General features: G+C 41.2%; 20 protein-coding genes and 1 pseudogene. 9 read left to right on the forward strand and 12 right to left on the reverse strand.

Features of this window, described 5'->3' with window-relative positions; genetic code table 11:
* Positions 1-265: 265 nt before the first annotated feature.
* The gene (locus CWB60_RS03905) at positions 266-1030 is read right to left on the reverse strand and encodes an IclR family transcriptional regulator (RefSeq protein ID WP_138576778.1); all 765 of its coding nucleotides are present in this window, start codon (positions 1028-1030) and stop codon (positions 266-268) included.
* A 234-nt stretch (positions 1031-1264) separates the two neighbouring features.
* On the opposite strand from CWB60_RS03905, the gene CWB60_RS03910 reads away from it, so the two are divergent.
* From CWB60_RS03910 to CWB60_RS03920, 3 genes are all read left to right on the forward strand, one after another.
* The gene (locus tag CWB60_RS03910; RefSeq protein WP_138576780.1) at positions 1265-2026 is read left to right on the forward strand and encodes a phytanoyl-CoA dioxygenase family protein; all 762 of its coding nucleotides are present in this window, start codon (positions 1265-1267) and stop codon (positions 2024-2026) included.
* A gap of 75 nt (positions 2027-2101) precedes the next feature.
* Positions 2102-3211 (forward strand): NHL repeat-containing protein, encoded by a 1110-nt coding sequence (locus CWB60_RS03915; protein WP_138576782.1) that lies wholly within the window; start codon positions 2102-2104, stop codon positions 3209-3211.
* An 86-nt stretch (positions 3212-3297) separates the two neighbouring features.
* The gene (locus tag CWB60_RS03920; protein WP_138576784.1) at positions 3298-5649 is read left to right on the forward strand and encodes a beta-galactosidase; all 2352 of its coding nucleotides are present in this window, start codon (positions 3298-3300) and stop codon (positions 5647-5649) included.
* 62 nt (positions 5650-5711) lie between these two features.
* Here CWB60_RS03920 and CWB60_RS03925 read toward each other — a convergent pair whose 3' ends face one another.
* Positions 5712-6530, reverse strand: a complete 819-nt coding sequence (locus tag CWB60_RS03925) for an IolE/MocC family protein (protein ID WP_138576786.1) — start codon at positions 6528-6530, stop codon at positions 5712-5714.
* A 104-nt stretch (positions 6531-6634) separates the two neighbouring features.
* Here CWB60_RS03925 and CWB60_RS03930 point away from each other — a divergent pair, with 104 nt between their 5' ends.
* On the forward strand, positions 6635-7483 hold the full coding sequence (locus tag CWB60_RS03930) for a helix-turn-helix domain-containing protein (RefSeq protein ID WP_249318327.1): 849 nt from the start codon (positions 6635-6637) through the stop codon (positions 7481-7483).
* Positions 7484-7492: 9 nt separating this feature from the next.
* Here CWB60_RS03930 and CWB60_RS03935 read toward each other — a convergent pair whose 3' ends face one another.
* The 10 genes and pseudogenes from CWB60_RS03935 to CWB60_RS03980 all read right to left on the reverse strand — a co-directional run.
* Positions 7493-8767: an NAD(P)/FAD-dependent oxidoreductase gene (locus CWB60_RS03935; RefSeq protein WP_138576788.1), complete on the reverse strand. Its 1275-nt coding sequence runs from the start codon at positions 8765-8767 to the stop codon at positions 7493-7495.
* A 13-nt stretch (positions 8768-8780) separates the two neighbouring features.
* On the reverse strand, positions 8781-9089 hold the full coding sequence (locus CWB60_RS03940; RefSeq protein ID WP_096739509.1) for a 2Fe-2S iron-sulfur cluster-binding protein: 309 nt from the start codon (positions 9087-9089) through the stop codon (positions 8781-8783).
* 56 nt (positions 9090-9145) lie between these two features.
* Positions 9146-10318 (reverse strand): cytochrome P450, encoded by a 1173-nt coding sequence (locus tag CWB60_RS03945; RefSeq protein ID WP_138576790.1) that lies wholly within the window; start codon positions 10316-10318, stop codon positions 9146-9148.
* Between the two features lie 199 nt (positions 10319-10517).
* A complete protein-coding gene (gene aldA, locus CWB60_RS03950) occupies positions 10518-11966 on the reverse strand; it encodes an aldehyde dehydrogenase (RefSeq protein WP_096739507.1) in 1449 nt (482 codons plus the stop codon).
* Positions 11967-11969: 3 nt separating this feature from the next.
* Complete coding sequence (locus CWB60_RS03955) at positions 11970-12734, reverse strand: SDR family oxidoreductase (protein ID WP_064385154.1); 765 nt, start codon at positions 12732-12734, stop codon at positions 11970-11972.
* Between the two features lie 11 nt (positions 12735-12745).
* Positions 12746-13768 (reverse strand): zinc-dependent alcohol dehydrogenase, encoded by a 1023-nt coding sequence (locus tag CWB60_RS03960; RefSeq protein WP_096739506.1) that lies wholly within the window; start codon positions 13766-13768, stop codon positions 12746-12748.
* A 9-nt stretch (positions 13769-13777) separates the two neighbouring features.
* Positions 13778-14890 carry a mandelate racemase/muconate lactonizing enzyme family protein gene (locus tag CWB60_RS03965; protein WP_096739505.1) on the reverse strand — a complete coding sequence of 371 codons (1113 nt, stop codon included), beginning with the start codon at positions 14888-14890 and terminating at the stop codon, positions 13778-13780.
* Positions 14891-15082: 192 nt separating this feature from the next.
* A complete protein-coding gene (locus CWB60_RS03970) occupies positions 15083-16072 on the reverse strand; it encodes an SMP-30/gluconolactonase/LRE family protein (protein WP_138576791.1) in 990 nt (329 codons plus the stop codon).
* Positions 16059-18380: an agarase gene (locus tag CWB60_RS03975; RefSeq protein ID WP_138576792.1), complete on the reverse strand. Its 2322-nt coding sequence runs from the start codon at positions 18378-18380 to the stop codon at positions 16059-16061. Before CWB60_RS03975 ends, CWB60_RS03970 begins: the two co-directional genes overlap by 14 nt.
* A gap of 141 nt (positions 18381-18521) precedes the next feature.
* Positions 18522-18794, reverse strand: a pseudogene (locus CWB60_RS03980) (RICIN domain-containing protein); the annotation flags it as partial.
* Positions 18795-18940: 146 nt separating this feature from the next.
* Here CWB60_RS03980 and CWB60_RS03985 point away from each other — a divergent pair.
* The 5 genes from CWB60_RS03985 (at position 18941) to cobA (ending at position 25708) form a co-directional block, all read left to right on the forward strand.
* On the forward strand, positions 18941-20587 hold the full coding sequence (locus CWB60_RS03985; RefSeq protein WP_249318329.1) for a sensor domain-containing diguanylate cyclase: 1647 nt from the start codon (positions 18941-18943) through the stop codon (positions 20585-20587).
* A 249-nt stretch (positions 20588-20836) separates the two neighbouring features.
* On the forward strand, positions 20837-21493 hold the full coding sequence (locus tag CWB60_RS03990; protein ID WP_055255729.1) for a carbonic anhydrase: 657 nt from the start codon (positions 20837-20839) through the stop codon (positions 21491-21493).
* Between the two features lie 420 nt (positions 21494-21913).
* Positions 21914-24490: a nitrite reductase large subunit NirB gene (gene nirB / locus CWB60_RS03995; RefSeq protein ID WP_138576794.1), complete on the forward strand. Its 2577-nt coding sequence runs from the start codon at positions 21914-21916 to the stop codon at positions 24488-24490.
* Positions 24477-24830 carry a nitrite reductase small subunit NirD gene (gene nirD / locus CWB60_RS04000; protein WP_024033472.1) on the forward strand — a complete coding sequence of 118 codons (354 nt, stop codon included), beginning with the start codon at positions 24477-24479 and terminating at the stop codon, positions 24828-24830. Before nirB ends, nirD begins: the two co-directional genes overlap by 14 nt.
* Before the next feature lie 11 nt (positions 24831-24841).
* The gene (cobA, locus tag CWB60_RS04005) at positions 24842-25708 is read left to right on the forward strand and encodes a uroporphyrinogen-III C-methyltransferase (RefSeq protein WP_138576796.1); all 867 of its coding nucleotides are present in this window, start codon (positions 24842-24844) and stop codon (positions 25706-25708) included.
* Positions 25709-25880: the final 172 nt, after the last annotated feature.

Consider the following 25880-nt stretch of genomic DNA (forward strand, 5'->3'; position numbering starts at 1 on the left):
TTAATCATCGTGAATTAAGAGCAAATACAGAAAGTGCCTTATTGAGCAAATACGGGGACTGGAGGTATAAAAATAAGAAGTTGAGCGCCCAGTAATATTAATAGCGCTAAAAATTAGTGATATAAGCTAGGATTTTTTAATTGAGTAACAAATACTCTTTATAGAGCATGGGTGCTTAATGCTTATGTTTTATTGTTACACAATAAGTAATGAAATAACTTTGCCAAACTGCTTATCACAAAAGGTGTGATATAAGTTAATCGCTTTATCTTATTAATATAGAAGTAATGCTATTAGCGGCCGCTTTTAGCTCAGTAATAATACTTTGCTGGTTAAGCGCATCGTAAAAGGGGGTTTCGAATGACGATATTGTGAGTGCTGCTATTAACGTTGCTTCAGGCTTCCCTATTAAAAAGCTGTAGTCGTTAACACCATTAATAAGTGGGTTGCGTTGTATTATATATCCTTGTTCTTGGATTATATTTAAATCGTTTAAAATTTCATTTTGCTTTTTGTATTCCCTGTAAACGTCATCATGATCAATAAGCATCTCTCGTACTGCACTATTACTATTTGCTAACAGCAGTTTGCCAGGTGTTGATTGACACAACTTAAATAGTGATCCCTCAGCAATGCTTAAATGCATTTCACTGTGGCTACGTGCTTGAGCTACTGTCATGGCTTGGCTTTGATACAGCATAGTTAAGTAACATGACTGCCCTAAATTTACCGCTAAATCTTCCATATAAGGAATGGCACATTGGCGTACTTGATCCACCGGCAAAATAGAGCGGGATAAATTGAAAAGCTTTAGCGATAAACTATACCGGCCAGAAAACTCATCCCGAATTAAATAACCTCTAGACTCTAAACTTACCAAAACCCGATAAATTTCATTGGGACTGCGATTAAGCCCGGCCGCTATTTCACTTTGTGAACATGCACTGCCCTTATGCGCCAAATACTCAAGGATATCGAGACCTTTATCTAACGCGGGTACTGCGTATTTATTTTTTACTTTTGTGTTCATAAACCACCATCAGCACAAAAATTAACCAATTTTTCATCTTCATATATGAATTAAAAAATAATTTTTCTACCGTATTTACAATGAATTTATGTAGAAACAATTAGTTAATTAATTTCACTAGCATTCATATATAAATACCATATTTTCATATAAATTACAGCTTGACCGGTTAAATAAACCGATACATCATTGTCAACAATTTACAACAAATAGTCACTAACAGGACACCCAGTTATGAACAACAGACAACTCACACCACAACAAATTGCTGACTTTCATAGAGACGGCTACGTTATTGCAAAAGGCTATTATAATGAGCAAGAAATTGCGCGCTTACAACAAACCGCATTTAACGACGATTCGTTATACGAGCGAGCATGGCATAAAAAAGATGCTGATGGTGCAGTAAGTAAAGTGTGTTTATGGCAAAAAACGGGAGATGACTTTTACAGTATGTTTTCCCGTGGCCGTCGTTTAGTAGATATCTGTGAAACCCTCATCGACGAAGAGGTTTACCATACCAGCACCAAAATTATGATGAAAGAACCCTTTGTAGGCGGTGCTTGGGAATGGCACCAAGACTTTGGTTACTGGCATCGTGATAACTATATGCTTTACCCTAAAGCAATCAGTTGTATGGTGGCGATTAATAAAGCAACGATTGAAAATGGCTGCTTACAAGTTTTAAAAGGCTCTCATCATTTAGGGCGTTTAGATCACAGCAAAACTGGCGATCAAAAAGGCGCGTGCTTAGAGTTTGTCGAAGAGGCCATGAAATATCATGAGCTGGTTAACGTTGAGCTTGAGCCTGGCGATGTGTTGTTTTTCCACTGTAATTTGCTACATAAATCTAATCAAAATAGAGCGTCTGAGCCACGTTGGTCAATGATTTGTGCCTATAATGCCGTCAGCAATCAATCATTTAAAGAAAATGAAGCGATTTACTATCCTCTCGATCGGGTTGATGATGATGCGATTTTAAATCACCCAGGATAGCCACCCTTTTCTAGCCAAACCAACTCAAAGATTGTTAGCCCTTACTTTGAGTTGGTTTTTTATTTGGAAATTACAATGATCCAACAGCTAACGTTACAACAAAAACAACAAATTGCTCACGCAATACCAAAAAACGGACAAGACCCGCATGGCAAAATAGTGGGTCATGGTAACTACCAATACAAGATAGATGCGCACTGGGGTAAATTAGACCCCAAAGACTACCCTATCGAAAATTGTCACGCCATGGTGATGGACTCGCAAGGGCGTATTTTTATGATCACTGATAACACCCGCAATAACATTTTAGTTTACTCGCAACAAGGTGAGTTACTGGATGCATTTGGTACCCTGTTCCCAGGTGGCCATGCCATTAAAATTATGCAAGAAGGCGAGCAAGAGTATTTATATGTTGTCGATAGTGGCTGGGTCGTTAACCGACATTGGGATGGTCACAGCAAAGAACAATGGGATAGCCCTACCAACAATGTAATACCACAAGCTGGTTTTATTGCCAAAATGACCCTAGACGGCAAGCTCATTTACACAATTGGCCACCCACAAACTTATGGCGCTTATTCACCTGAGCAACCTTTTCGTCCCACTGATATCGCCATTGCACCGAATGGCGATTTGTATGTAACCGACGGCTACGGTAGCGACTTTTTACTTAATTTTGATAAACAAGGCCGCTATATAAAACACTGGGGAGGACACGATAACAGCGATAGCCACTACAACTTACAAAATACGCACGGAATTGAAATTGACTTACGTGATGAAAATAACCCGACTTTACTCGTAAGCTCTCGGTTTGAGCAATGTTTAAAAGTATTTTCTTTAGATGGCCAATACCTTAAAACAATCAGTGCTAATGGCGCTTACATTGGTGGCCCCGTATTCAAGGGATCCGTTTTTTATGCGCCGGTGTGTTGGTCACACGTTGATAATCACAATGCCGATGATTCAGGTTTTATTAGTATTTTTGACGAAACAAATAAAATCATCGCTAACGTGGGTGCACCACAACCTGTTTATCAGGACGGTCAACTACAACCGATGCAAACTGATTGGCAAGTATTTAATCATGTGCACTGTATTTGTGTAGATCAAGATGACAATTTATATGTTGGCCAATGGAATTCGTCCAACAGCTACCCAATGAAGTTAATAAAACAAAATTAAAAGTGATAAATATGAACACGATCATTGTTTATTGTTAACAATGATCGTATGTTATTCATTCTAGTTTACAACAGGACCAAACTATAATGACAGCACCTCGCCCTTCAATGACACTTAATTTAATTGCGCTAAGCTTAGCCTGTGTGTTTGCCAATGGTTGCAGCGATACACATAAAGCGCCTGTGCAAGAGCCATCAGTTAACTCACAAGCAGATCCATTTACTGAGGTAGAAACACTGACCAAGCTGGTTGATTTTTCAGATCAACAACAGCAAAGTTGGCTTTTTGATAGTCACACATCTCATCAACTGATTGAATCAGCAAATAATAAACAATTAGCGTTAAATTTTTCAGCTCAGGGAAATATTTCTGAGCTAAAAATAGCTCCACCGAGCCCGTGGGACGTATCGGCATATAATAACTATAATTTGGCATTTGATATACAAAACATCAGCTCAGACTCTATACATGTTTACTTGTCATTAGAAAACCCACACGGTCAGCTACAAAGTCGCTCAGTGAGTTTACCTGCTAATTACCAAGGGACGGTGTATTTTCCTTTAGCTGGCAAAGAAGCACAAACAAATACCGGTATGTGGGGAGATGCGCCACCTTGGCAAACAAAAGATCGCTTAATGGTGTGGCGCTCTTGGCGTGATGATGGTGGCGACTTTACTAAAATTAGCGCAATGAACTTATTTACCATTGGCATTTTAGAAGATAAGTCGGTATTGATTGGTGACATAAAACTAAGAGAAAACCCACCGTCTGATCCAAATTGGATGGTTAATATCATCGACAAATATGGTCAATACAGTAAACAAACCAATGCACTGACAATCACATCAGATGAGCAGCTTAAACGTTTGGCTGATATTGAACTAGCTGAACTTGCAAAATCCAAAGGCATGAGCGACCGCTCACGATTTGGTGGTTACGCCAACGGTCCTAAGTTAGAGGCTACAGGCTATTTCAGAACTGAAAAAGTAGACGGTAAATGGTGGATGGTCGACCCTGAAGGGTATTTATTTTTCTCTCATGGTCCCGCTAATGTCCGTATGGCTAACCTAACAACAATTACCGGGGTAGACTTTAAAGACGACTCAGTACGTAATCGCAGCAGTGATGAGATCACCCCCGAAGATTCTATGGGCATTGTTAAAGTCTCAGAGCAAGCTCGCCAGAGCCGCTTTATTACTTCTGAGCTGCGTCATAATATGTTCCAATGGCTGCCGGATTACAATGAGCCACTGAGCGAGCATTACAGCTACCGACGCTCAACCCATAAAGGCCCTGTGGCACATGGCGAAACATATAGCTTTTATCGTGCAAATTTACAACGTCGCTACGGCGAAACATCACCTAAATCGTACATAGATAAATGGCATGATGTAACACTTGACCGCATGAAGGATTGGGGGTTTACATCGTTTGGTAACTGGGTCGACCCGGCTTTTTATGATAAAGAATCGGTGCCCTATTTTGCCAACGGTTGGATTATTGGTGATTTTAAAACCCTTTCTGGCCACACCAACCACTGGGGTTTAATGCCTGACGTATACGACCCTGAATTTAAAAAACGCGCCGAAATAACAATCGATGCTATAGCACAAAAAATTAAAGCATCACCTTGGTGTATCGGTATTTTTATAGATAACGAGAAAAGTTGGGGCGAGCGTGAAGGCAGTGTTGAAAAGCGTTATGGGATCATACTCGATGCACTTTCTAAAAATGCAGCGAATAGCCCTGCTAAGCATGCTTTTACTACGCACCTTAAACAAAAATACAGCTCAATTACTGCATTAAATAAAGCATGGCAAAGTGATATCGCTAACTGGGATGAGCTCGACAAGGGCGTAACATTTACCACTTACAGCGATGCACAAATAGCTGATATTTCTAAAATGCTAGAAATGCTCGGCGAGCAATACTTTAAAGTGGTTAATGGCACCTTAGCTAAAAAACTCCCTAATCACTTATATATGGGCGCTCGTATGGCTAATTGGGGTATGCCCGATGAAATTATTAAAGCCTCTGTAAAATACTCAGATGTTTTAAGCTTTAATATTTACGAAGAAGGCATGCAAGATCATTATTGGAAATTTTTAGAAAATGTTGATTTACCTGTTGTTATTGGCGAGTTTCATATCGGAACTGCAACCGACTCTGGCTTGTTCAACCCAGGCATTGTCCATGCAGCGAATCAAACTGACCGTGCAGCCATGTATAAAAAATACATGCAAAGCGTTCTCGAAAAACCTTACATGGTAGGCGCGCATTGGTTTCAGTATGTTGATGAACCAGTATCTGGGCGAGCCTTTGATGGTGAAAATGCCAATATCGGCTTTGTCACGGGCACCGATATTCCTTATCCTAAAATGATTGAGGCGGTAAAAGACGTCACATCGACCATGTACGAAAAACGCTACGGTAAATAGTACAAACGCTGATATAACCGGCTTTTTTTAAGTTAAAGCCGGTTATAAAATATCCCCTCTAGTTACACAACCAAGTGCTGCTTTAGGTAATCTTTCATAGCAACATTCAGTTGCCATTGCTCTGTTATTGGTTTATTAGAATTGAGTTCATTCGGCATATAAGGCCAAGGACCAAACTCTGGGCAAATATAAAATGTTTGCTGACCTCGTGCTTTTACTAAGTCGATGATCGTTTGCCACCATTGTACATACAGGTTTAATGTGTCACGCCATTGGCTACTAAAGGGATCATTTACTTGCGCGGATTGAGTATGCCCGACTCTTGCGTGAATATAGTAGCTCTGCAGCTGCGCTGCTAATAGGGCATCTTGTTGCTCTTCAAGCAAGCTTTCACTTACATTAGTCCAATGGGATAAGTCAGCATTTAATTTTAGCTCTGGAAATTGTTGGAGGTAAGGCTCAGTAGCAAAAGCGGCATAGTTAAAGCGCCCTCTGTGAGTCTCGTGCGTAATGGTCACTGTTAAAGTACGTTCTAACGCTAACGCATCTTTTAGTAATAAGCTGTTTTGCGCAAAACTATAAAAGTCTTTCCCTGTATGTGAATTTATAAACACAGGATTAAGAGTAGCAAGAAAGCGTAGTCGCGCATTAAACCTAGCTCGGTACTGTGCAAACGATTCTGCTTTAGCAGCCAGCCACTGTTGAGCAACCACAGCAAAGTTATCTTCACGAGCCGCACGTTTAATGGTTGCAATAAATTCATCGTCATCAGGGAAGTTAATTTCAGCCCCATCAAAACCCGCAGCGAGTACGCGGGCAACAAACTGCTCTGCGGCTATTCCTTCACAACCCCAGTAAGGGCATAAAAACTTTAATTCCATATTTTCTCCTTTAGGGTATCTAATATTCAATTTGGCTTATCAGACATTGCAGCTTTTAATAAGGCGCGATACACTTCAATTAAGTTTTGTTAACAATAAACCATATGTCTAAGCCTGCAATCTATTGCGAGCCATTTACCATAAAGGATGGCTACGATTTTGAAATTCATCATGTCAGTTACTTGCAGCACGATGCTTATTCCTGTTTTATGCACTTTCATCAGGTCCATGAATTCATCTTTTTTGAGCACATCGATGGCACTTATTTCTATCATCAGGGCGAGTCAAAGCTATCTGATTATGAGGCCGTATTTACACCAGCAATGCAAACCCATGACTTTGAGTTAAACCCGCGGTCTAAATCTTGGTATATAGTGCAATTTATGCCTGAGCAACTAAATGACCCGGCTTTAAACGAATTTACCGAGCTGCTTAAATCGGGTATGCATCTTAGTTTCTGTGTCGAAATACAACAAAAGCTGCACTGCTTATTAGCCTGGATGCTAAGCGAATACAACCAAAACCCTAAAAGCAAAACCTGTAAACAGTTGTTTAATAGCCTTATAACACTCGTTTGCGAGTACGGTAAAAATGGCGCGGCAACGCTCAATAAACCGCGATCTGGCTTAGCAAGCTTTAAAAAGTTAACGCCTATTATTGAACAATTGAAGACCCATAACGGTATTAACGTTTCGTTAGAGCAAGCCGCTGATATGTGTCATTTATCGCCGTCGTATTTTTCTCGGGTTTTTAAAAAACACTTTCGTGTTCCCTACTCCGATTACCTTATTCAACATAAGTTATATAACGCTGCGCGATTATTGGGTCAAACTGATATATCAGTCACAGATATTGCTTATGATTTAGGCTTTTCCAGTCCTTCCTACTTCATTAAACAGTTTAAGTTTCACTTCAAAGTCACGCCGCTACAGTATCGTCAACAACTGCGCTAATAAGCGCAATTATGTGCTCTGTAATAAGGTTTTACTTAATGCTGTTGTGATCCTTAATAACGCTTTATTGACTGATAGCCCTTGTTTTATCGCTTGCGTCCCAAGTACATAAGCTTTGCTACTATTAACTGCTTCAACACATAACAAGGTGTCATCATGAAAATACCAAACAGAAAACTGCTCTGGTGTTTCTTTGTGCACTATTAGCTCATTATATCCATTTGCTAAACCCACAATTTGTAACTTGTATTGATATTGATCAGACCAAAACCAAGGCACAGCCGCGGGCGTGTATTCTTGCTTAGCAATAAACATGGCCGCCGATTTGGCTTGATCAACCGCATTTTGGACTGATTCTAAACGGATCCATCGCTGATAAATTTTGCTAAAATGACGAGTACAATCACCGATAGCAAATATATCAGGATGGGATGTTTGGCAAGCCTCATTTACTTTAATTCCCTGATCGGCCTCTATCCCCGCAGCACTTGCCAATTGGGTATTTAGCTTTACACCCACGCCCACTAGAATAAAATCAGCGGGGTATTGACTGCCGTCGCTGCATACCACGATGTGTTTATTGCTTTGGTGTTTTATTTCGACTACATCCTTGCTGGTTTGTAAATTTACCCCTTTGCTTTGATGTAAATCAGTTAAAAAGTCAGACATCACCGCAGAGGTCACCCGGGATAATATTTTGTCATGCTTTTCAATCACAGTGACATTGGCACCTAATGCAACAAATGACGATGCTGACTCAAGCCCAATATACCCGCCGCCAATAATCACGACTTGTTTATCGCGACTGTTATTAAGCGCAGCTTTTATCGCCTTTGTATCAACAAAGGTTCGCATAGAAAAATACTGATGACTTCCTTGAGCATCAACAGTCTCATTTAAGCCTTTAATCGCAGGAATAAACGCCGAGCAGCCCGTGGCAATAACAAGTTTGTCAAAGGTAATTAACCGCCCACATGCTAATGTAATTGTTTTTTTTTCACTGTTGATGGCTGTAACAGTTTGCCCTAAATACAGCGATAAATTGTTATCTTTGTAAGCTTTTTCTGCTTTCAATGGGCTGGCAATTGTGTCACTTGCTTGCAAGGTTTTTTTTGATAACGGCGGTCTGTGATAAGGTAATTCAGGGTCGCTATCAATCAGTGTAATAGCGCCAAGCCAGCCCTGTTGGCGTAAATTAAACGCGAAGTTAACACCTGCGTGGCTGGCACCTATGACGACTACATTTAAATCAATGTCGTTTTGCTCTGTATTTATATGTTGCATAAGAATTTACCAATTAATTTGCCACCACAAATGTCATGCCATCTATGTCATCAGATACCTCAATTTGACAGCATAACCGACTATATTCAGTCACGTTATCGTCAAGTTCGAGCATGTCGCTTTCAATTTCATCCGCGGCTCCCACTTTCTCAAAATCTTCAGGGGCAACATAAACATGACAGGTTGCACAAGAGCACACTCCGCCACAATCACCATCAATGCCTGATACACCATTTGCCACCGCAAGTTCCATTAACGAACCACCACTTCCTTCCACTGCAATTGCGCCATTACTTTGGGTCATAAAAATTACTTTAGCCATGATTATTCCTCTACTTTTTACTGACACTTGCTACAGTGCGCTTTGTTATCGATTAATTATTTAGCGGTTAAACGAACGTGAAGGCTGTTAAAGCCGACTTTTCTTGAAAATTCACCAAGCTGTTCAATATTTTCGTCGGCTTTAACTGTCTCTATGCTGGCAACTTTTTTAGCCAGAGATAACACCAATTGACGTAATATTTGTCGCGCATGAGTGGCTCCTAAACAGCTGTGATGACTAAAGCCAAAACTGACGTGAGGGTTTACTTTACGGTCAAAATCTACATGGTTTGGATTTTTAAAGATGTTTTCATCACGGTTTGCTGATGCCCAGCACAAAGAGATACGGCTATCAGCTTTTATCGCATGCTCACAAACCTGTGTATCTTGTGTGGATACTCGCCCCATATGCGTTAAGGGTGAAAAATAACGAAGCAACTCCTCCACCGCACGATTAAGGATTTCTGGTTCATTGCAAATACGCTGTAAATCGCTACTGTGTTCGCTAAAGTAAGCCATTGAGTTAGTGATAGCATTGATGACGGTATCGCGGCCACCTGCAAAAGTTAGCATCATGACCCCTTTAACTTGCTCCTTGGTCATGGTTTGACCATTGACCTTGGCTGCCAGTAATACTGAGTACAGATCATCACTAGGTTGCGCCACTGCTTTATCAATTTGTTGATCTATGTAGTCGTACAGAATGTTGGCTTTATCGCCATCTAGATTACTGTCTTCACTGCGAAATACATGTGTTCCCCAATCAATCCATGTTTGTGCTGTATCCATTGGGGTATTAAGTAACAATGTCAGTGCCTTCGATTGCAGTGGCAGTGCAAATTCACTGACAATTTCAATCGTCTCGGTATTCAGAGCATGTTCAATAGTGTCATCTATGATTTGTTGTAAACGCGCTTGGTATTGCTCTTCTAACGGACGTTTGAACCACGGGTTTAATAACTCACGAACACCGCCATGCTCAGGTGGGTCAACTTCAAAGGGAATTTGCCGGGTTTCTCTAATTGCAACTTCAGAAGGAATAACAATGCGGCCAGGTTTGGCACCTGATTGAAACAGGGTACAATTATGCGCGGCTTTTCGTACTTCTTTTAAACCTAATATCATATTTACGGGATCATTTTGGTCATCCATTTGGCCTATGCCTGTTGCGGTACGTTGCCCTTTAAATGCATCGGCAAATTCACTCACCTTTGTGTTTTTTGTTGTCATGACTTAATACCTTCACCGTAAAATATAAATTTGATGAACCATACTAGTCCGTTATTTTTGCTCAAAATACACAACTAACGCTTAAAAATGGTAATTTCATGTCCTATTTGTTTTTTGTTAAAAAACACACAAGCACAAAAAAGCCGATGCACTGCATCGGCTTTAGGTGGGCAAATGTGAGAGAATCCACCCTGCCTAATTACTTCTCATTTAAATACACTGTTTTCTTCTCAAGGTATTGCTCTAACCCGTACTGGCCGTCTTCACCGCCCATACCGCTTAGTTTCCAACCATTGTGAAAACCTTGATGCTGCTCACCTAAACCACGGTTTACATACACTTCGCCTACTTCCATTTCAGCAATAGAGCGGTGAATGTAATCCAATGTTTTTGTGTATAAATAAGCTGATAGACCGTATTCACTGTCATTCGTGTATGCAATCGCTTCATCAATACTATTGATTTTAATAATAGGTAATATTGGGCCAAAGGTTTCTTCGTGCACTAAAATATTATCTTGGTCAACATCCACAAGTACCGTGGGTTCGTACCAGTTTCCGCCTTCAAATCCTGCCACCGTCGCGACTTTGCCGCCAGTGGCAAGCTTCGCGCCTTGAGCAATGCCTTTTTCAACAATTGAGTGAATATTATTAATTTCACTCTGGTTTACTTTAGGACCCATCTCTGATGTTGGATCCATCGGGTCCCCCACTTTTAAGGCTTTAACCTTAGGGATGAACTTTTCAATAAAGCTGTCGTATACATCACTGTGCACATATAAACGCTCTGCACAGGTGCACACTTGACCACAGTTTGCAAATCGTGCTGTAACAGCATCGTCAACAGCTTTATCTAGATCTGCATCTTCCATTACGATAAACGGTGCTTTGCCGCCAAGCTCAAGCATAACAGGAGTTAAATGCTTACCGCTGGCTTGATGAATAATTTGCCCTGCACGGGTACTTCCGGTCATGGTGATCAGTTTTGTCAGCGGGCTTTCACATAAATGTTGACCCACCACAGAGCCAGTACCATTAACAATGTTAAGTACGCCAGCAGGAACACCCGCTTGGTTAGCAATTTCACCGAGTTCCATAGTTGCTAATGGCGTTTCTTGCGTTGGTTTAATAACGATAGAATTACCGGTGATTAGTGCAGGGCCAATTTTACGACCAGCTAACGCCAGCGGAAAATTCCACGCTGTGATTGCCACAACCACACCACGTGGCACTTTATGAATATAGATTTTTTCGTTTTCGTGATCTGAAGGAATGATATCCCCTTTGATTGTTAAGGCATTATCACATGCATATTCGATAAACGTTGCTGTGACATTGGCTTCCATACGAGCCACATCAATCAGCTTACCTTGCTCTTGTACTAATAACTCAGCTAGGCGCTCATTATTATCACGAATACCTTGTGCAAAACGGCGTAGGATTGTGGCACGTTCACGTGGCGTTTTTTGTGCCCATGCAGTTTGTGCAACAGTCGCTGTTTCAAGAGCTGTTTGTGCATCTTCAACACTGCCTTTAGGAATAACACCCACCTGCTCGCCGGTACTTGGCGAGAGCACGCTGATGGTGTCGCTATTTGATGAGCTTACATACTCACCATTGATAAAGTTTACGTTATTTTTAATTGTCATTTTTTATCGTCCCATCCAGCCGCCATCAACTAGCAATACACTGCCGTTCATGTAGTTTGAGGCGTCTGATGCTAAAAATACAGTTGGCCCTTTAAAGTCATCCGGTGTTCCCCAACGACCTTGCGGAATACGCTCTAAAATCGATTTTGCACGCTCTGGGTCATTTCTGAGTGCTTCGGTATTATCTGTTGCAATGTAACCCGGTGCAATAGCGTTTACATTAACACCTTTACTCGCCCACTCATTGGCAAGTGCTTTAGTTAATTGGCCTATTGCCCCTTTACTTGCCGCATAGCCAGGTACGGTGATCCCGCCCTGAAAGGTTAATAATGACGCAGTAAAGATAATTTTACCTTGGCCACGCGAGACCATTTCTTTTCCTAGTTCGCGACTTAAGATAAATTGTGAGTTTAAGTTAATCTCAATGATTTTATCCCAATATTCATCGCTGTGCTCAACCGCTGGATCGCGCAAGATTGAGCCAGCGTTATTCACTAAAATATCTATTTTAGGGTGATCACTTTTCACTTGCTCAATAAAAGTATACAAGCTTTCTCGTGATGAAAAGTCACATTGATAAGCATGAAATAGCTGACCGCGCTCCAAGACTTGGGTTTCAACATCTGAGCCAGACTTTGCTAGACTTGCTGATACGCCGATGATATCGGCGCCCGCTTCTGCTAATGCCAGTGCCATTGCTTTACCAATACCACGACTACACCCTGTGACTAACGCTGTTTTACCTTTTAGGCTAAATTTATCTAACATAATTTGTTCCATTACTTAGTTTGGCAAGAGACAAGTGCTTTCATACCCGTTGGATTGTTATCCATACTGGCAAATGCAGAGCTAATATCAGCAAGTTCACTCACAGATGTAATAAATGGTGCTAAGTCAATCTTGCCACTGGCTACCAAATCAATTGCCATTTCAAAGTCAGCATCTTCGTATACACGTGCACCAACCAGCTCTAACTCACGCCAGAAAAACTGAAATAGATCGACTGGCGGTTTTTGTGAGTGGATAGCAACCATACAGATACGGCCACGCACAGCTGCAATTTGGGTCATGGCTTCAACTGCAGGCTGCACACCAGATACTTCAAACACAACATCAGCGCCTTTTCCATCGCTCCATTTAGACACATATTCTTGTAAATCTTGTTCCAGCGGATTAATTGTTTCAATATCGTAACGTGACGAAAATTTACGTCGTTCGTTATTAACCTCTGAGATCAATACCTCTGCACCCACACTTTTTGCCACTAATGCGACAAGCTGACCAATTGGGCCACCCCCAATCACTACAGCTTTTTCGCCTGCTTTTAAACGAGAACGCGAAATATCGTGGCATGCAACCGATAACGGTTCAATCAGTGCACCCTGCTCAAGTGATACATTCTCTGGTAGTTTATGGATAGTGCGGGCTTTTACGGTCCATGAATTTTGGAATGCGCCAACTGAATCAATCCCCATAAATTTAAGGTTATGGCACACGTGGCTATGGCCTGCATTACAGGCTGGGCAGTCACCACAATAATCAAGTGGACGTACAACAACACGATCACCTACTTGTAGGTTAGTAACCTCACTGCCAAGCTCGGCGACAACACCTGAAATCTCATGTCCTATGGTGTGTGGTGGGTTTACACGTTGATCCATTACACCGTGGTAAATGTGCATGTCGGTACCACAAATACCAACAAAACCAACATCTAAACGAACTTCATCTGCTTGTGGCTTTATCGCTTGACCTGCAACGATACGAAACGATTTATTACCAATATATTCTGCTGCTTGCATAGTGATACCTTATGATTGTTTTACTAAATGTGGTTTAACTAATTGCGCGTCAAACTCTACGCCAGTACCGATAATATCTGGGGCGCAGGCTTTACCGTTATCATCAAGTTGTAACGGTCGCGTTGTGTATTCATCAATCGGGAACGAGTGAACTTCTAAAAATCCCGCATGAGGTTGTGAAGCCAGAAGCGATACATGTAATTCATGCATACCATGGCTACAAATAGGTAAGTTGTGGGTATAAGCTTGACTTGCTACGTGCAGCCAGCCAGTGATACCGCCAATATTAGAGGCATCAGGTTGTAAAAAGCCTAATTTGGCTTGATCAATTGCATAGCCAAATTCATGTAAAGTGTGCAGGTTTTCGCCCATCGCTAAAGGAATAGATGTCGCCTGTGCTATACGAGCAAAACCTTTGTAATCATCAGGGATGGTTGGTTCTTCAAACCACGTAATATCAAATTTTTCAATCGCTTTGGCAAAACGAATTGCATGCTCTACGTTCATTGAGTAATTAGCATCGACCATTAACGTTCTATCATCACCAATCAACTGCCTGACAGCTTCAACACGAGCTACGTCTTCTTTATTGTCTGCTTTACCAACTTTAATTTTAACGGCGTTGAAGCCACGATCTAGATAGCCTTGAATATTCGCCAGCAGCTTTTTCTGATCAAAATTAAGGTCGATTCCGCCAGCGTAGCACGCTGTTTTATCGCTATGACCACCAGCGACTTGCCACAGTGGTGCTGATAACCGCTTACATTTGATATCCCACAGCGCAATATCAACTGCAGAAATAGCAAAGCTTAATAAACCACCGCGACCAACATAATGCAGATCCCACTGTAATTTATCCCAAATTGACATGATGGCTGATGAGTCGACGCCAATTAAGCCAGGTTTAATTTCATCATTTAATAATGAATAAATAGCACGGCCACCTTTGCCACCGGTGTAGGTATAACCCATGCCTTCATAGCCGTCGTTTGTCATGATGCGCACAGCAATCACTTCAAAATGGGTATGATCTCCATGTTTAGCATCACTTAACACCTCAGCCAGAGGAATTTGATAATACTCCACCTTTACGCTTTTTATTTTTAGTAATGAATTTCTCATCTAGCCACCAAATTAGTTTACATGATACTGTCTATTGTTAACAATCTACAACAATGCAAATTTATTGTAAAGGATATATAGTTAATAAAATGAAAATAACTTAACGCGGAAATTTGCTTTGAAGTAAAGCGCGAGCAAGTTAATCAACTGATTTGACTTGCTCGATGAGTTGTAATGGTGAACCCTACTAGCTTAATTCTTTAATGAGAGCGCCAGCAAGTGTTGATGTGCAGTGATATACACCCGATTTTGCTGAGCATTAAAGGCTAAATTGGCACTGATGTGAGGCAGCCTTACCCGTGCCAATAACGTGCCTTGTTCATCAAATAGCCAAAGTCCATTTGGCCCGGTTGCAAAAATAATCCCGCTAGCTGCGTGTATTTTTAAGCCATCTGGCAAACCATGACTATCTGATGTAACAGCAGGCAATTGATACAGTAACGTTTTATTTATTACCGTCCCGTCTTTATGCAATTTGTATTGATACCATGCAGGCTTTTGCGGATTGGATGCGGCTACATACAAGGTGCTTTCATCCTTTGATAACGCAATGCCATTTGGGTAAATCAGTGTCTTGTCTAACAGCTGTAACTGCCCTGTCGTTGTTAGGCTATATACACCTTGAAAGTTTAGCTCTTTAGCGGGATCGTCCAATTGCTTGGCTAAACCATAAGGAGGGTCGGTAAAAAACAACTGGCCTTGGCGATTAAATACGCCGTCATTAGGGCTATTTAACCGCTGGCCTTTATATTGGCTAACAAGTTGTTGATAGTTTGCCTTAGCTGACGTTAATGGCGCGACCATTTTAACTACTTGACGTGAGCGCGATTGCAACAACACCAGCTCGTTCTGCTGATTCAGCAATAGACCATTTGAATAACCACTGTGTGCTAAATATAGCTGCACTCCTTCGCCTTCTTGATACCGATACACACGGTGCGTGGGAATATCTGAAAACAATAAGTACTGGCCATCATTCACCCACACAGGCCCTTCTAACCAATCAAAGCCTGATGCGAGTGTCTCAATCGTTGCATCTAAATCTAAAACCTGTAACGCTTTTTTATTGTATATCTCATAAGGGCCTTGCTTTATAAGCGGCTTAACCTCGTGTTGCTCTGCATATACAGATAAGGTAATCACTAAAAATAAGCTAAAGGCCAAGCTTTTAGTTATCTTCATGACTAAACCTGCGTTGATATAGTTGCTGATTAACTTCTTTAGCGGCGTTGACAAGCGGCTGATAGGGAATGTCTGCGACATTAACAAAGCCAACATTATAGTTTTCGCCATCATAAGCGCGCCCAGTTAACGGCGAATCTATATATTGAAACCAATGTGCGCCAACAAAGTATGGGTTATCGATCACACTCTTCATGTATTGTTGATATTTAACGCCACGCTCATGTTGTGACTGAGTATGAATAAGGCCTGGGTTTAATAGCCCTGAATCTAACGCCCCATTATGAAACTCTCCAATAATACTGGGCTTATCAAGTGCGGCTAAAAAATCCCAAAAATCATCATTTAAGCCTTCACGGTAATAATTATAACTCATTACATCTGCGTGCTCACTCGCAGCTTGGCGAATTTCAGGTGTCATGCCCCAATCAGCAAATCGCGCGCCCATGTATAGATGATTAGGCAAGTGCTTGGCTGTCGCTTGCTCAACAACGGCAAAGTATTGTTTTGCGTAGTGGTATAACATCACGGAAAAATCAGCTTGTACTGCCTCGTTGATATCATGGATAACCACCCCTGAGGCAAATTCCTGCCAAGATGAAATATTAGTTTTCCAGTTTACATTTAATACTGATATGTCTTGATACTTTTCTTTCATCAGGGACACAAATTCAGCTTTTGTCGGGCTTTGTTTTGCATTGACAGTTAATGTGTTAATCACTAAACCATATTGCGAATTAACTGAGCCCATCATGCCCCAGCTCTTTTCGTTATCTATAAATACACCAACACACCATGGGTTATTTTTAACTTGTGCGGCTAGCGTTGCTAACGTCACATCAGCGCGTTTAATAAAGGCGGGATCAAAGGGGTCTGGTAGTGGGCTCCAGTAATCGTTGCCACTGCTAACGGTTTTAAAGTTACCAATGATCCACGCATTCGCAAAATAGGGTATGCGATCTTCTTGGTAAAAACCCTCATCAATCCAGTTACCGAACGAGGTAAAACCCCAAGTGAGCATACGGTCAATGGTGGTATCTCGCCATTTTTGCATCAATACCTGTTCGTTTTGGGTTTCATATTTGCGTTGTAAATTAGCTCTATAAAAACTGAATGTTTCGCCTTTTTTTAACGCACCACTGTGAACTTCACGGCGATATCCATAATTATCTGCGAGCGGATCATCAACAGCGGGTAGCCAATTAAACATATTTGCTCTTAATTCTGAGCTAATATAACGTGATGGCCATGCCGATTTCGGTGCAGGGTTTAAACCAATCGAATCTTCAGGGGTTAAATCACCGGGCTCTCTTTGTACTATGTATTTTTGATCAAAATCGTAACCTGTAATGGTAGTGGTATTGGCTAAGCGTACATTGGCGATACCGGTTGAAAAAAATAAATAGCCTTGTGGGTCAACTAGGCTCCATTTTCCATTGTACTTGTCGGTTCTAAAGTAGCCTGTAGCCTTAAGTTTTGGCCCATCCTGCCATCCACCAAACTTAGAGCGACCAGCTAAAGGGACTTTGCTAAGGTTGGCTTGCTCTTGTTTTGAAACCGCAATTAACTGCTCAGTTGAAGATACTTTATTGGCAAAATCACGCTTGGCGTTTTGGCCAAACTTATCCACTAAGCCTGCTAGGTACTCAGTATCAAAGTTTGTCGGTTTTATTAGCCTTACATTTTCAATGAGTAAGTGTTTGTCTTCTAATAAGCCCTTTGTGCCAAAGCTCACTTTTGTTACTCGGCTGACATCAATATTTTTTGCACCACCTCGATACAATACCGGTGTGTAGCTGCTTTTCCAACTTGGAGGATTAGAGCGTATACCCGACTCTATATTTAAATCAGCGCCTTTTAATTCAATATAATAAGTATTAGTTGATTCGCTGGGTACCACTACACTGCGGCTTTGTGCTTTGCCAGTTTTATCAATTGTTTTTATATATAACTGGGTAGACACTTTATCAGGGTTTTCAATATCTAAAGCAAAAGCGAAATTACCTAAAGCTTGCCAATTCCAAGTTTGGTTATTTACAAATTCAATATCACTTTCGTGATGCGTTTTTGCAGCAAATGTAACCTTTAATTTATGGTTGCCTTGCTGTTCAATTAGACTTGTAGTGGCATTGTGGCTTTTTAAAAAAGGTTGGTAGTCAGCTTTTTCAAAATCCCACAGCATGTGTTCTTTTTGTGTAGTATTACTAAGCTGTATGCTTTGTTCTGGTTGATTATTAGTACAGCCGACAAGCCCAGTGCTTAACAATAGAGCTATTGGGATATAAATGGTTTTATGTGTGTGTTTCATAGCAAGCCTATTCTTTTATTATTAAAGAACCGCTTTTGTAAAAAAGCGGTTAGGTACTATGTTGAATAATTACACAACACAAAATAAATAACAATTAATTGTCAACAATTTGAATTAGTGTAAAAAACTTTGCTAATTGTATTATTCAATAAATTGAAAACGTTGATTGTCGCCGTTATAACACTGCCACTGTACAATATCAGCACCATATGTTTGCAGTTTACCTGCGATATCAACACATTTATTACTTAAACTTGATTTGAGCTCGAAGTAGTCATCACCCGTGCTATTGAGAGTAAAGCGTTGACTGGCTTTTGCATGATCACAAACCCACTGCTCCAACTTAGCGCCATTACTTGTACTGGCGTTTTCAATCTGCATGCACAAACCACTTAACTGCGAGCTAATTGCATATTCATTATTACTTACTTATTTATTTATTTATTAATGCAGTTTGTTATTTAAAGCCAAATTAAGCCATTACTTAAAGGCGATAATTTTGTTTGATTTATATACTATTTGTTTACAATTTGATTATAATCGCTTAGTGGGTTTTTAAAGTGAGTTTAGGTATGGTGCGGGTTGGTATATTAACAGTATTCTTTTTCTGTGCTTTGTTTAGCCCGCTAACATATGCTTATACACTTAATAACAACATTACCCTAGAGGATGATAACCTGTGGCGCCCTGTCACAGCATTCAATGCGCCTCCTTCTGCACAGCAAGTAATTACATCTTATAAAAACGCTAGTGAAACGAGTAACCTGCTCGGTAAAAGTGGCGCTGTAATAACAAAAATTGCGTTAAATAACCCCACCACTGGAGCTTGGTATGTGCTGCCGCAAGCCAATTTTATCGACGTTGGTTTAGCCTATTGGCAAACCGAACAGGGGGATATAGTTAAGCTTGCTGATTTTTCGCAGTCTCACGTTAATCAACCGGCTATTTTAATGCATGGACAAGCATTTAAACTGCCCTTCTATGCGCCAAGCAGTGGCTATTTATGGATATATTTAGAAGCCAAACACTATCCAACGCCGGTTGATTTAAGTATTTTAAGCGAAGGTGCATTTTTGCATCATCAGTTTTATATAAACTCATTAAGCCTTATTGCAATTTCTGTCATGCTTACTTTAGCAATGATGGCCTTTGTAATGTTTTTAAGAGTAAAGCAAAAAGTGGCCTTGTTTTGTGCTGGGTATGTCGGTTTGCACGGTCTTGGCTGGGCGTTTGCTTCGGGCGCTGTAAATACAATTTATGCCAGCCCCTCTTTTAATAAACATTACTTAGGTATTTATTTATTTGCCTTTGCTGTAAGTTGCGCAGCAGCATTTACCTACTACCTGTTTAACTTCGATAAAGAAAAAGCCAATAAGCTTGGGAGTGCTTTAAAATACTTTACCGTTAGTGCATTTATATGCGGTATCTGCAGCCTATTAATGCCCTTTTATTTAGTGTTTTATATCGCGCACTTTTTAGCAGCCGTATGGGTTATGCTCAGCTTAACCACCGGGTTTGCCATGCTTAGCCTGAACGATTTTAGAGCCAAGTATTTTTTATTTGGAAATATGCTCTATAGCCTGTCATTAGTAGTATTCGTTGCGTTTCATTTTGATTTAATAAATGCGGCCTCATCAGAAATACTTGTGCTGTTAGCCTTAGCAATAGATTGTGTGTGTATTGTGCTGTCTTTGTCTGAGTGGCTAAAGTTAAAACAGCACGAATTTAGTACCTTGTTACATGAATCTCGCTTTGATCCTCTAACCCAAGTTGGCAACCGGCTACTATTAAATGATGAGCTGATTAAACTTGCACACAGTGCTTACATCATTGTGTTTATAGATTGTGATGGAATAAAAAAAATAAACGATGCGCTTGGGCACGCTAAAGGTGATGCTTTTTTAATAAATGCAGCAAAATTAATGACACAGCATCTAGCGCAAGACGGCACCGTATTTAGAACCGGGGGCGATGAATTTATTTGGTTATGTAAAGTCAAAAACAAATCACACCTTCCCCAACTAAAAACCACACTTACCCAGAAGCTCACCGCATTACATCGCACTATTCAGCAGCAATGGCCGCAATCTGGTATTAGTTTTGGCATAGCATCTAGCGATGAGTGCCAAAGCCATACCGAGTGTTTAACCTTAGCGGATCAGCGCATGTATAACTTAAAATCAGCCCATAAACTTAAAGCAAGTTAAGCTACTAACCTTCTCAACCCCCTTTTTTCGCCACTTACCGCCTTTTATTTTACTCGAAGTCTCTGCTAGGTACGCTCATGTATTCGCCAATAACTTCATGCACGTGTGTCGCCCTTTGATCGTGCGCATGAAATTTATTAAACAGTGTAATAGTACAAAACAAACAAGAACAAAGTTATAATGGCGCTAATTTGTCAGGCGAATAAAGCTATAAATAACACGATTAAATTACACCAATAGGAGTTGTACATGGAACATATTATTTCGGGCGTGGCTAAGTTTCAAAAAGAAGTTTACCCATCAAAAAAAGCAGCGTTTCAAAAACTAGCCAATGGTCAAAACCCAGAAGTGTTATTTATCACCTGTGCCGACTCGCGTATCGATCCTAACTTAGTGACTCAAACTGAACCCGGTGAATTATTTATTTGTCGTAACGCGGGCAATATTATCCCGCCACATAGTAATCAAACCGGCGGTATGACAGCCTCAATTGAATTTGCGGTGGCTGCACTGGGCGTATCGCACATTATTATTTGTGGACACTCGGATTGTGGCGCAATGAAAGGCGCTATAAATACTGAAGGTTTATCGAGCTTACCGCACGTTAAAGAGTGGCTTGGCCACAGCCGCGTAGCAACTGAAGTTGTAAAAGAAAAATGCGGTTGCGCAGAGCTAAACAATAACGACCACCTAGGCTTAGTAATTGAAGAAAACGTAGTACAACAACTACAGCATATAAAAACACACCCTGCTGTGGCTGCAAAAATTGCAACCGGTCAAGTTAAGCTACACGGCTGGGTATATGATATAGAATCTGCAGAAATTAAAACCTACGATGAAGCAACGGGCAGCTTTAAACCTGTTGAAGATACCGATGTAGAAACCCTAGCAAAACAAAGCAAGTAAAGCCGCTTTACAGAATTAATGCGCTTACTGTTATTTTTATTTCAAAATAACAAAGCGCATTTTTTATTTATAGCCTAAACGCCTACCCCTCGTTATTAGTTAACGGCACAAATGCACTTTTGCTGACTAAGCAGCACATTGTAGCCTCATTTTGTGCACTCCCATAGTGCTGGCACCGCACCAAAACAACTCAAATATGCGTAAGTAAAACCATTCAAAATCAATATAGCCATTAAAAAACAAACACTTATAAAAATGGCCGCATTTTTGCTTATATGATAACCATACCGTTCGTTATTAAAACGACACACATTTAGGTTGTTATGACCACAGGCAAAGAAGCCCGCTCGCAGTTGCATTAATTTGTAACTGTGGCGGGCTTTTTTGTTTTTAAATTAAACCGTCATTGAGGGGATACCAATGCAAACACCAACAAAAATACTCATTATTGGGAATGGGATGGTTGGGCACCATTTTGTAGAGCAAATGCGCCAAAGCGACGCTAACGCGCACATTACCGTACTGTGTGGAGAAGCAAATTTAGCTTATGACCGTGTTTACTTATCCAGCGTGTTTGATGGTAAAACAGCCGCCGATTTAGCCCTAACCACCTTTGATAATTATCAGCAGTTAAATATAAATGTGCATACTAACCAGTGGGTTAATGAAATAGATAAAACAAACAAGGTAGTTAGCACTCAAACCGGTGATAAATTTAATTACGATAAACTTATTTTAGCAACAGGGTCGTACCCGTTTGTGCCGCCAATTAAAGGGAATGACCAACCCCATTGCTTGGTTTACCGTACCCTAGAAGATTTAGAGCAAATAAAAGCTAGCGCTGCACAAAGTAAAAGTGGCGTAGTGATAGGTGGCGGCTTATTAGGGCTTGAAGCAGCCAATGCAATTAAGCAACTTGGGCTTGATACTCATGTAGTTGAGTTTGCACCCCAACTTATGGCGGTACAACTTGATGAACAAGGTGGTACGCTGTTAAAAAACAAAATTGAAAAATTGGGCGTAAGCGTGCATACCGCTAAAGCCACCAGCGAAATAGTAAAAGGCGAAACAAGCCGTTACAGATTAAATTTTTCAGATGACACGTTTTTAGAAACCGACTTAATTTTGTTCTCGGCCGGTATTCGCCCATACGATGAGCTTGGCAAAGTGGCCGAACTTGAATTAGGGCAACGTGGCGGCATTGTAATAAATAACCAATGCCAAACATCAAACCCAGATATATATGCTATTGGCGAATGTGCCTTATGGGACAAAAAGCTATTTGGCTTAGTCGCCCCGGGTTATAACATGGCTCGCGTGGTTGCAAGCCAACTTACAGGCGGCGAACTTGAGTTTTTAGGTGCCGATATGAGCACAAAATTAAAACTACTCGGGGTAGAGGTAGGCTCAATTGGCGATGCCCACGCTAAAACCCCCGATTGCAAAGAGTTAATTTATCAAGATCCTATTCGTGATTGTTATAAAAAAATTATTTTAAATGAGGCAGGCAATAAGTTATTAGGCGCAGTGCTTGTTGGCGATACTAGCGATTACGACACACTGTTGCAGTACATGTTAAACGATATGGAATTACCCGCACACCCTGAGTGCCTCATTTTACCTGATAGTGAAGGAGCTCCTGTTTTAGCGGGAAATGCCCTGCCCGATACCGCCACTATTTGTTCGTGCCACAATGTAAGCAAAGGAGACATTGTGGGTGCAATTGATGGCGGCTCATGCGATTTATCTGCAGTTAAAGCTTGTACCAAAGCCGCCAGCGGCTGTGGTGGCTGTGCCGCATTATTAAAATCGGTAGTCGACAGTGAACTTCAAAGCCGTGGGGTTGAAGTTAACAACCATGTGTGTGAACACTTTGCTTTTTCGCGCCAAGAGTTACTGCATTTAGTAAAAGTAGAAAGCATTAAAACTTTTGATGATTTGCTCGCTAAACATGGCAGCGGTCATCACGGCTGTGAAATATGCAAACCTGCCGTGGCCTCTATTTTAGCTTCAACGTGGAATGAGTTTATTTTAGAACCCGCTCATGTTGGCCTGCAAGATACCAACGACACTTACCTTGCAAATATGCAAAAAGATGGCTCTTACTCTGTCGTTCCCCGTATAGCGGGTGGCGAAATTACCCCCGACAAACTTATCGTTATTGGCCAAGTTGCCAAAGACTTTAACCTGTACTGTAAAGTAACCGGTGGGCAGCGTATCGACTTATTTGGCGCACGCCTTGAAGAGCTCCCTATTATTTGGGAAAGACTTATTGCAGCCGGTTTTGAAACCGGTCACGCTTATGGTAAATCGCTCAGAACTGTTAAATCGTGCGTTGGCAGTACGTGGTGTCGCTATGGCGTTCAAGACAGTGTTGGCCACGCGATTGCGATTGAAAACCGCTACAAAGGTTTACGCGCCCCGCATAAATTTAAAATGGCCGTATCGGGTTGTACTCGCGAATGCGCTGAGGCACAAAGCAAAGATATAGGCGTAATAGCAACCGAAAATGGCTGGAACTTATACGTATGTGGAAATGGCGGTATGCGCCCGCGCCATGCTGATTTATTTGCTACCGATTTAGATACCGAAACACTCATTAAATACATTGACCGCGTGATCATGTTTTACATTAAAACCGCCGATAAACTGCAGCGCACCTCAGTGTGGATGGAAAATTTAGAGGGCGGGTTAGATTATTTAAAAAGCGTAGTAATAGACGACAGCCTAGGTATTTGCCATGAGCTTGAAACCCAAATGGCGCTTATAACTAAAACTTACGCCTGCGAATGGAAAAAAGCAGTCGAAAGTCCAGAGGCCTCAAAACGGTTCCGCCAATTTATTAATAGCCCAGATGCCGATAGCAATATTTTATTTGTACAAGAGCGCAACCAAATTCGCCCCGCCACTGAGTCTGAAAAACGTAACCAGCAAAATTCGACAAACCGTATCCCCGTAATGGAAATTGAGCAGGAGCAAGCTGATGTATTGGCATAAAATTGGAACAACCGACGACCTAGTTGCTAATAGTGGCGTATGCGCATTAGTAAACAACCAGCAAGTGGCCATATTTTATGTTCCACAAAATAGTGAGCCTGTGTTAGCCATTAGCAACTACGACCCGATAGGCAAAGCCAATGTACTATCGCGCGGCATTATTGGCTCTATTGATGGAAAGTTAGTAGTGGCCTCCCCTTTGTATAAGCAACATTTTTGTTTAAATACCGGCGAGTGCCTAGAAGCAGAGGCAATACAGCTCCCCGTATTTGAAGCCAAAATAGACAATGGCAATGTCTTTGTTAGCGCTGAGCCAAAAGCCATTACAGCGTTAGCATAAGGAGCAATAAAATGAGTGTTCTTTCGTATTTTTCGGGTATTGACAGCCCATGGCTAAACAAGTTTGTTAATAGGCTAACTCAAGATGCAAAGTACAAAGCTAAACACCAAAAAAACGGCCACGTGTATTTAATAGGGGCAGGCCCGGGCGATGCTGAGCTTATAACGGTGAAAGCGCAGCGCCTGATTGCAGCAGCCGAAGTAGTATTATACGACAGCCTAGTTAGTGAAGCGCTTTTAAATACACTGCCTAAACATGCGCAGCGAGTGTACGTAGGTAAACGCGCAGGCAAGCACTCTATGCCACAAGCTGCCATTAGTGCCTTATTAGTAAAATACGCACAACAAGGGTTTAAAGTTGTTCGTTTAAAAGGTGGCGATCCGAGTATTTTTGCGCGCATTAATGAAGAAGCCAACGCCCTATCACAGCACAATATTAATTTTGCTATTGTCCCAGGCGTTACTACCGCGTGTGCAGCCTCGGCTTATACTGGTATACCGCTTACTGCTCGCGATGTGGCCCGAAGTGTCACATTTTTAACGGCGCAATTTGCCGATCCTAATAAACTCCCTAATTGGCACAACTACACCTATGTACAATGCTCTAATAACCCCACGCTAGTCGTCTATATGGGATTAGGACGTTTAAACGCATTAAGTACTGGTTTGCAATCGGTTGGCTGGCCTAAAACAACCCCTATCGCATTGATAGAAAATGCCACCACCAACCAGCAAAAAATAATAACCAGCACGCTTGAGCAAATTACTAGCGAGAGTGCGGTGCACACATTAACGGGCCCTACGCTAATTATGGTTGGCGAGGTAATAAATCATCAAATGGCTATCAGCCCAGCGTTGCTGCAATGTAGCAACGCATAAATTCCCCCTCTGGTGTTTGCTCTGTGCAGTTTATAGAGTAAACACTTTTTTCCCCTCGTTCATGTAGGGCGCAACCGAGTGCAAAAACAACTATTTTTGCACCAAAAAGGTTTATTCCTGTAATAAGGACAGATAAGTTAAAATGGGAACAAATAACAAGTATGGCTTTAAG

This window comes from Pseudoalteromonas sp. S327, from assembly GCF_005886415.1.
Taxonomy (GTDB): domain Bacteria; phylum Pseudomonadota; class Gammaproteobacteria; order Enterobacterales; family Alteromonadaceae; genus Pseudoalteromonas; species Pseudoalteromonas atlantica.

Coding starts and splice junctions, on each gene's coding strand:
- CWB60_RS03905 (WP_138576778.1), bottom strand. CDS start 1,030: ATGAACACAAAAGTAAAAAATAAATACGCAGTACCCGCGTTAGATAAA.
- CWB60_RS03910 (WP_138576780.1), top strand. CDS start 1,265: ATGAACAACAGACAACTCACACCACAACAAATTGCTGACTTTCATAGA.
- CWB60_RS03915 (WP_138576782.1), top strand. CDS start 2,102: ATGATCCAACAGCTAACGTTACAACAAAAACAACAAATTGCTCACGCA.
- CWB60_RS03920 (WP_138576784.1), top strand. CDS start 3,298: ATGACAGCACCTCGCCCTTCAATGACACTTAATTTAATTGCGCTAAGC.
- CWB60_RS03925 (WP_138576786.1), bottom strand. CDS start 6,530: ATGGAATTAAAGTTTTTATGCCCTTACTGGGGTTGTGAAGGAATAGCC.
- CWB60_RS03930 (WP_249318327.1), top strand. CDS start 6,635: ATGTCTAAGCCTGCAATCTATTGCGAGCCATTTACCATAAAGGATGGC.
- CWB60_RS03935 (WP_138576788.1), bottom strand. CDS start 8,767: ATGCAACATATAAATACAGAGCAAAACGACATTGATTTAAATGTAGTC.
- CWB60_RS03940 (WP_096739509.1), bottom strand. CDS start 9,089: ATGGCTAAAGTAATTTTTATGACCCAAAGTAATGGCGCAATTGCAGTG.
- CWB60_RS03945 (WP_138576790.1), bottom strand. CDS start 10,318: ATGACAACAAAAAACACAAAGGTGAGTGAATTTGCCGATGCATTTAAA.
- aldA (WP_096739507.1), bottom strand. CDS start 11,966: ATGACAATTAAAAATAACGTAAACTTTATCAATGGTGAGTATGTAAGC.
- CWB60_RS03955 (WP_064385154.1), bottom strand. CDS start 12,734: ATGTTAGATAAATTTAGCCTAAAAGGTAAAACAGCGTTAGTCACAGGG.
- CWB60_RS03960 (WP_096739506.1), bottom strand. CDS start 13,768: ATGCAAGCAGCAGAATATATTGGTAATAAATCGTTTCGTATCGTTGCA.
- CWB60_RS03965 (WP_096739505.1), bottom strand. CDS start 14,890: ATGAGAAATTCATTACTAAAAATAAAAAGCGTAAAGGTGGAGTATTAT.
- CWB60_RS03970 (WP_138576791.1), bottom strand. CDS start 16,072: ATGAAGATAACTAAAAGCTTGGCCTTTAGCTTATTTTTAGTGATTACC.
- CWB60_RS03975 (WP_138576792.1), bottom strand. CDS start 18,380: ATGAAACACACACATAAAACCATTTATATCCCAATAGCTCTATTGTTA.
- CWB60_RS03990 (WP_055255729.1), top strand. CDS start 20,837: ATGGAACATATTATTTCGGGCGTGGCTAAGTTTCAAAAAGAAGTTTAC.
- nirB (WP_138576794.1), top strand. CDS start 21,914: ATGCAAACACCAACAAAAATACTCATTATTGGGAATGGGATGGTTGGG.
- nirD (WP_024033472.1), top strand. CDS start 24,477: ATGTATTGGCATAAAATTGGAACAACCGACGACCTAGTTGCTAATAGT.
- cobA (WP_138576796.1), top strand. CDS start 24,842: ATGAGTGTTCTTTCGTATTTTTCGGGTATTGACAGCCCATGGCTAAAC.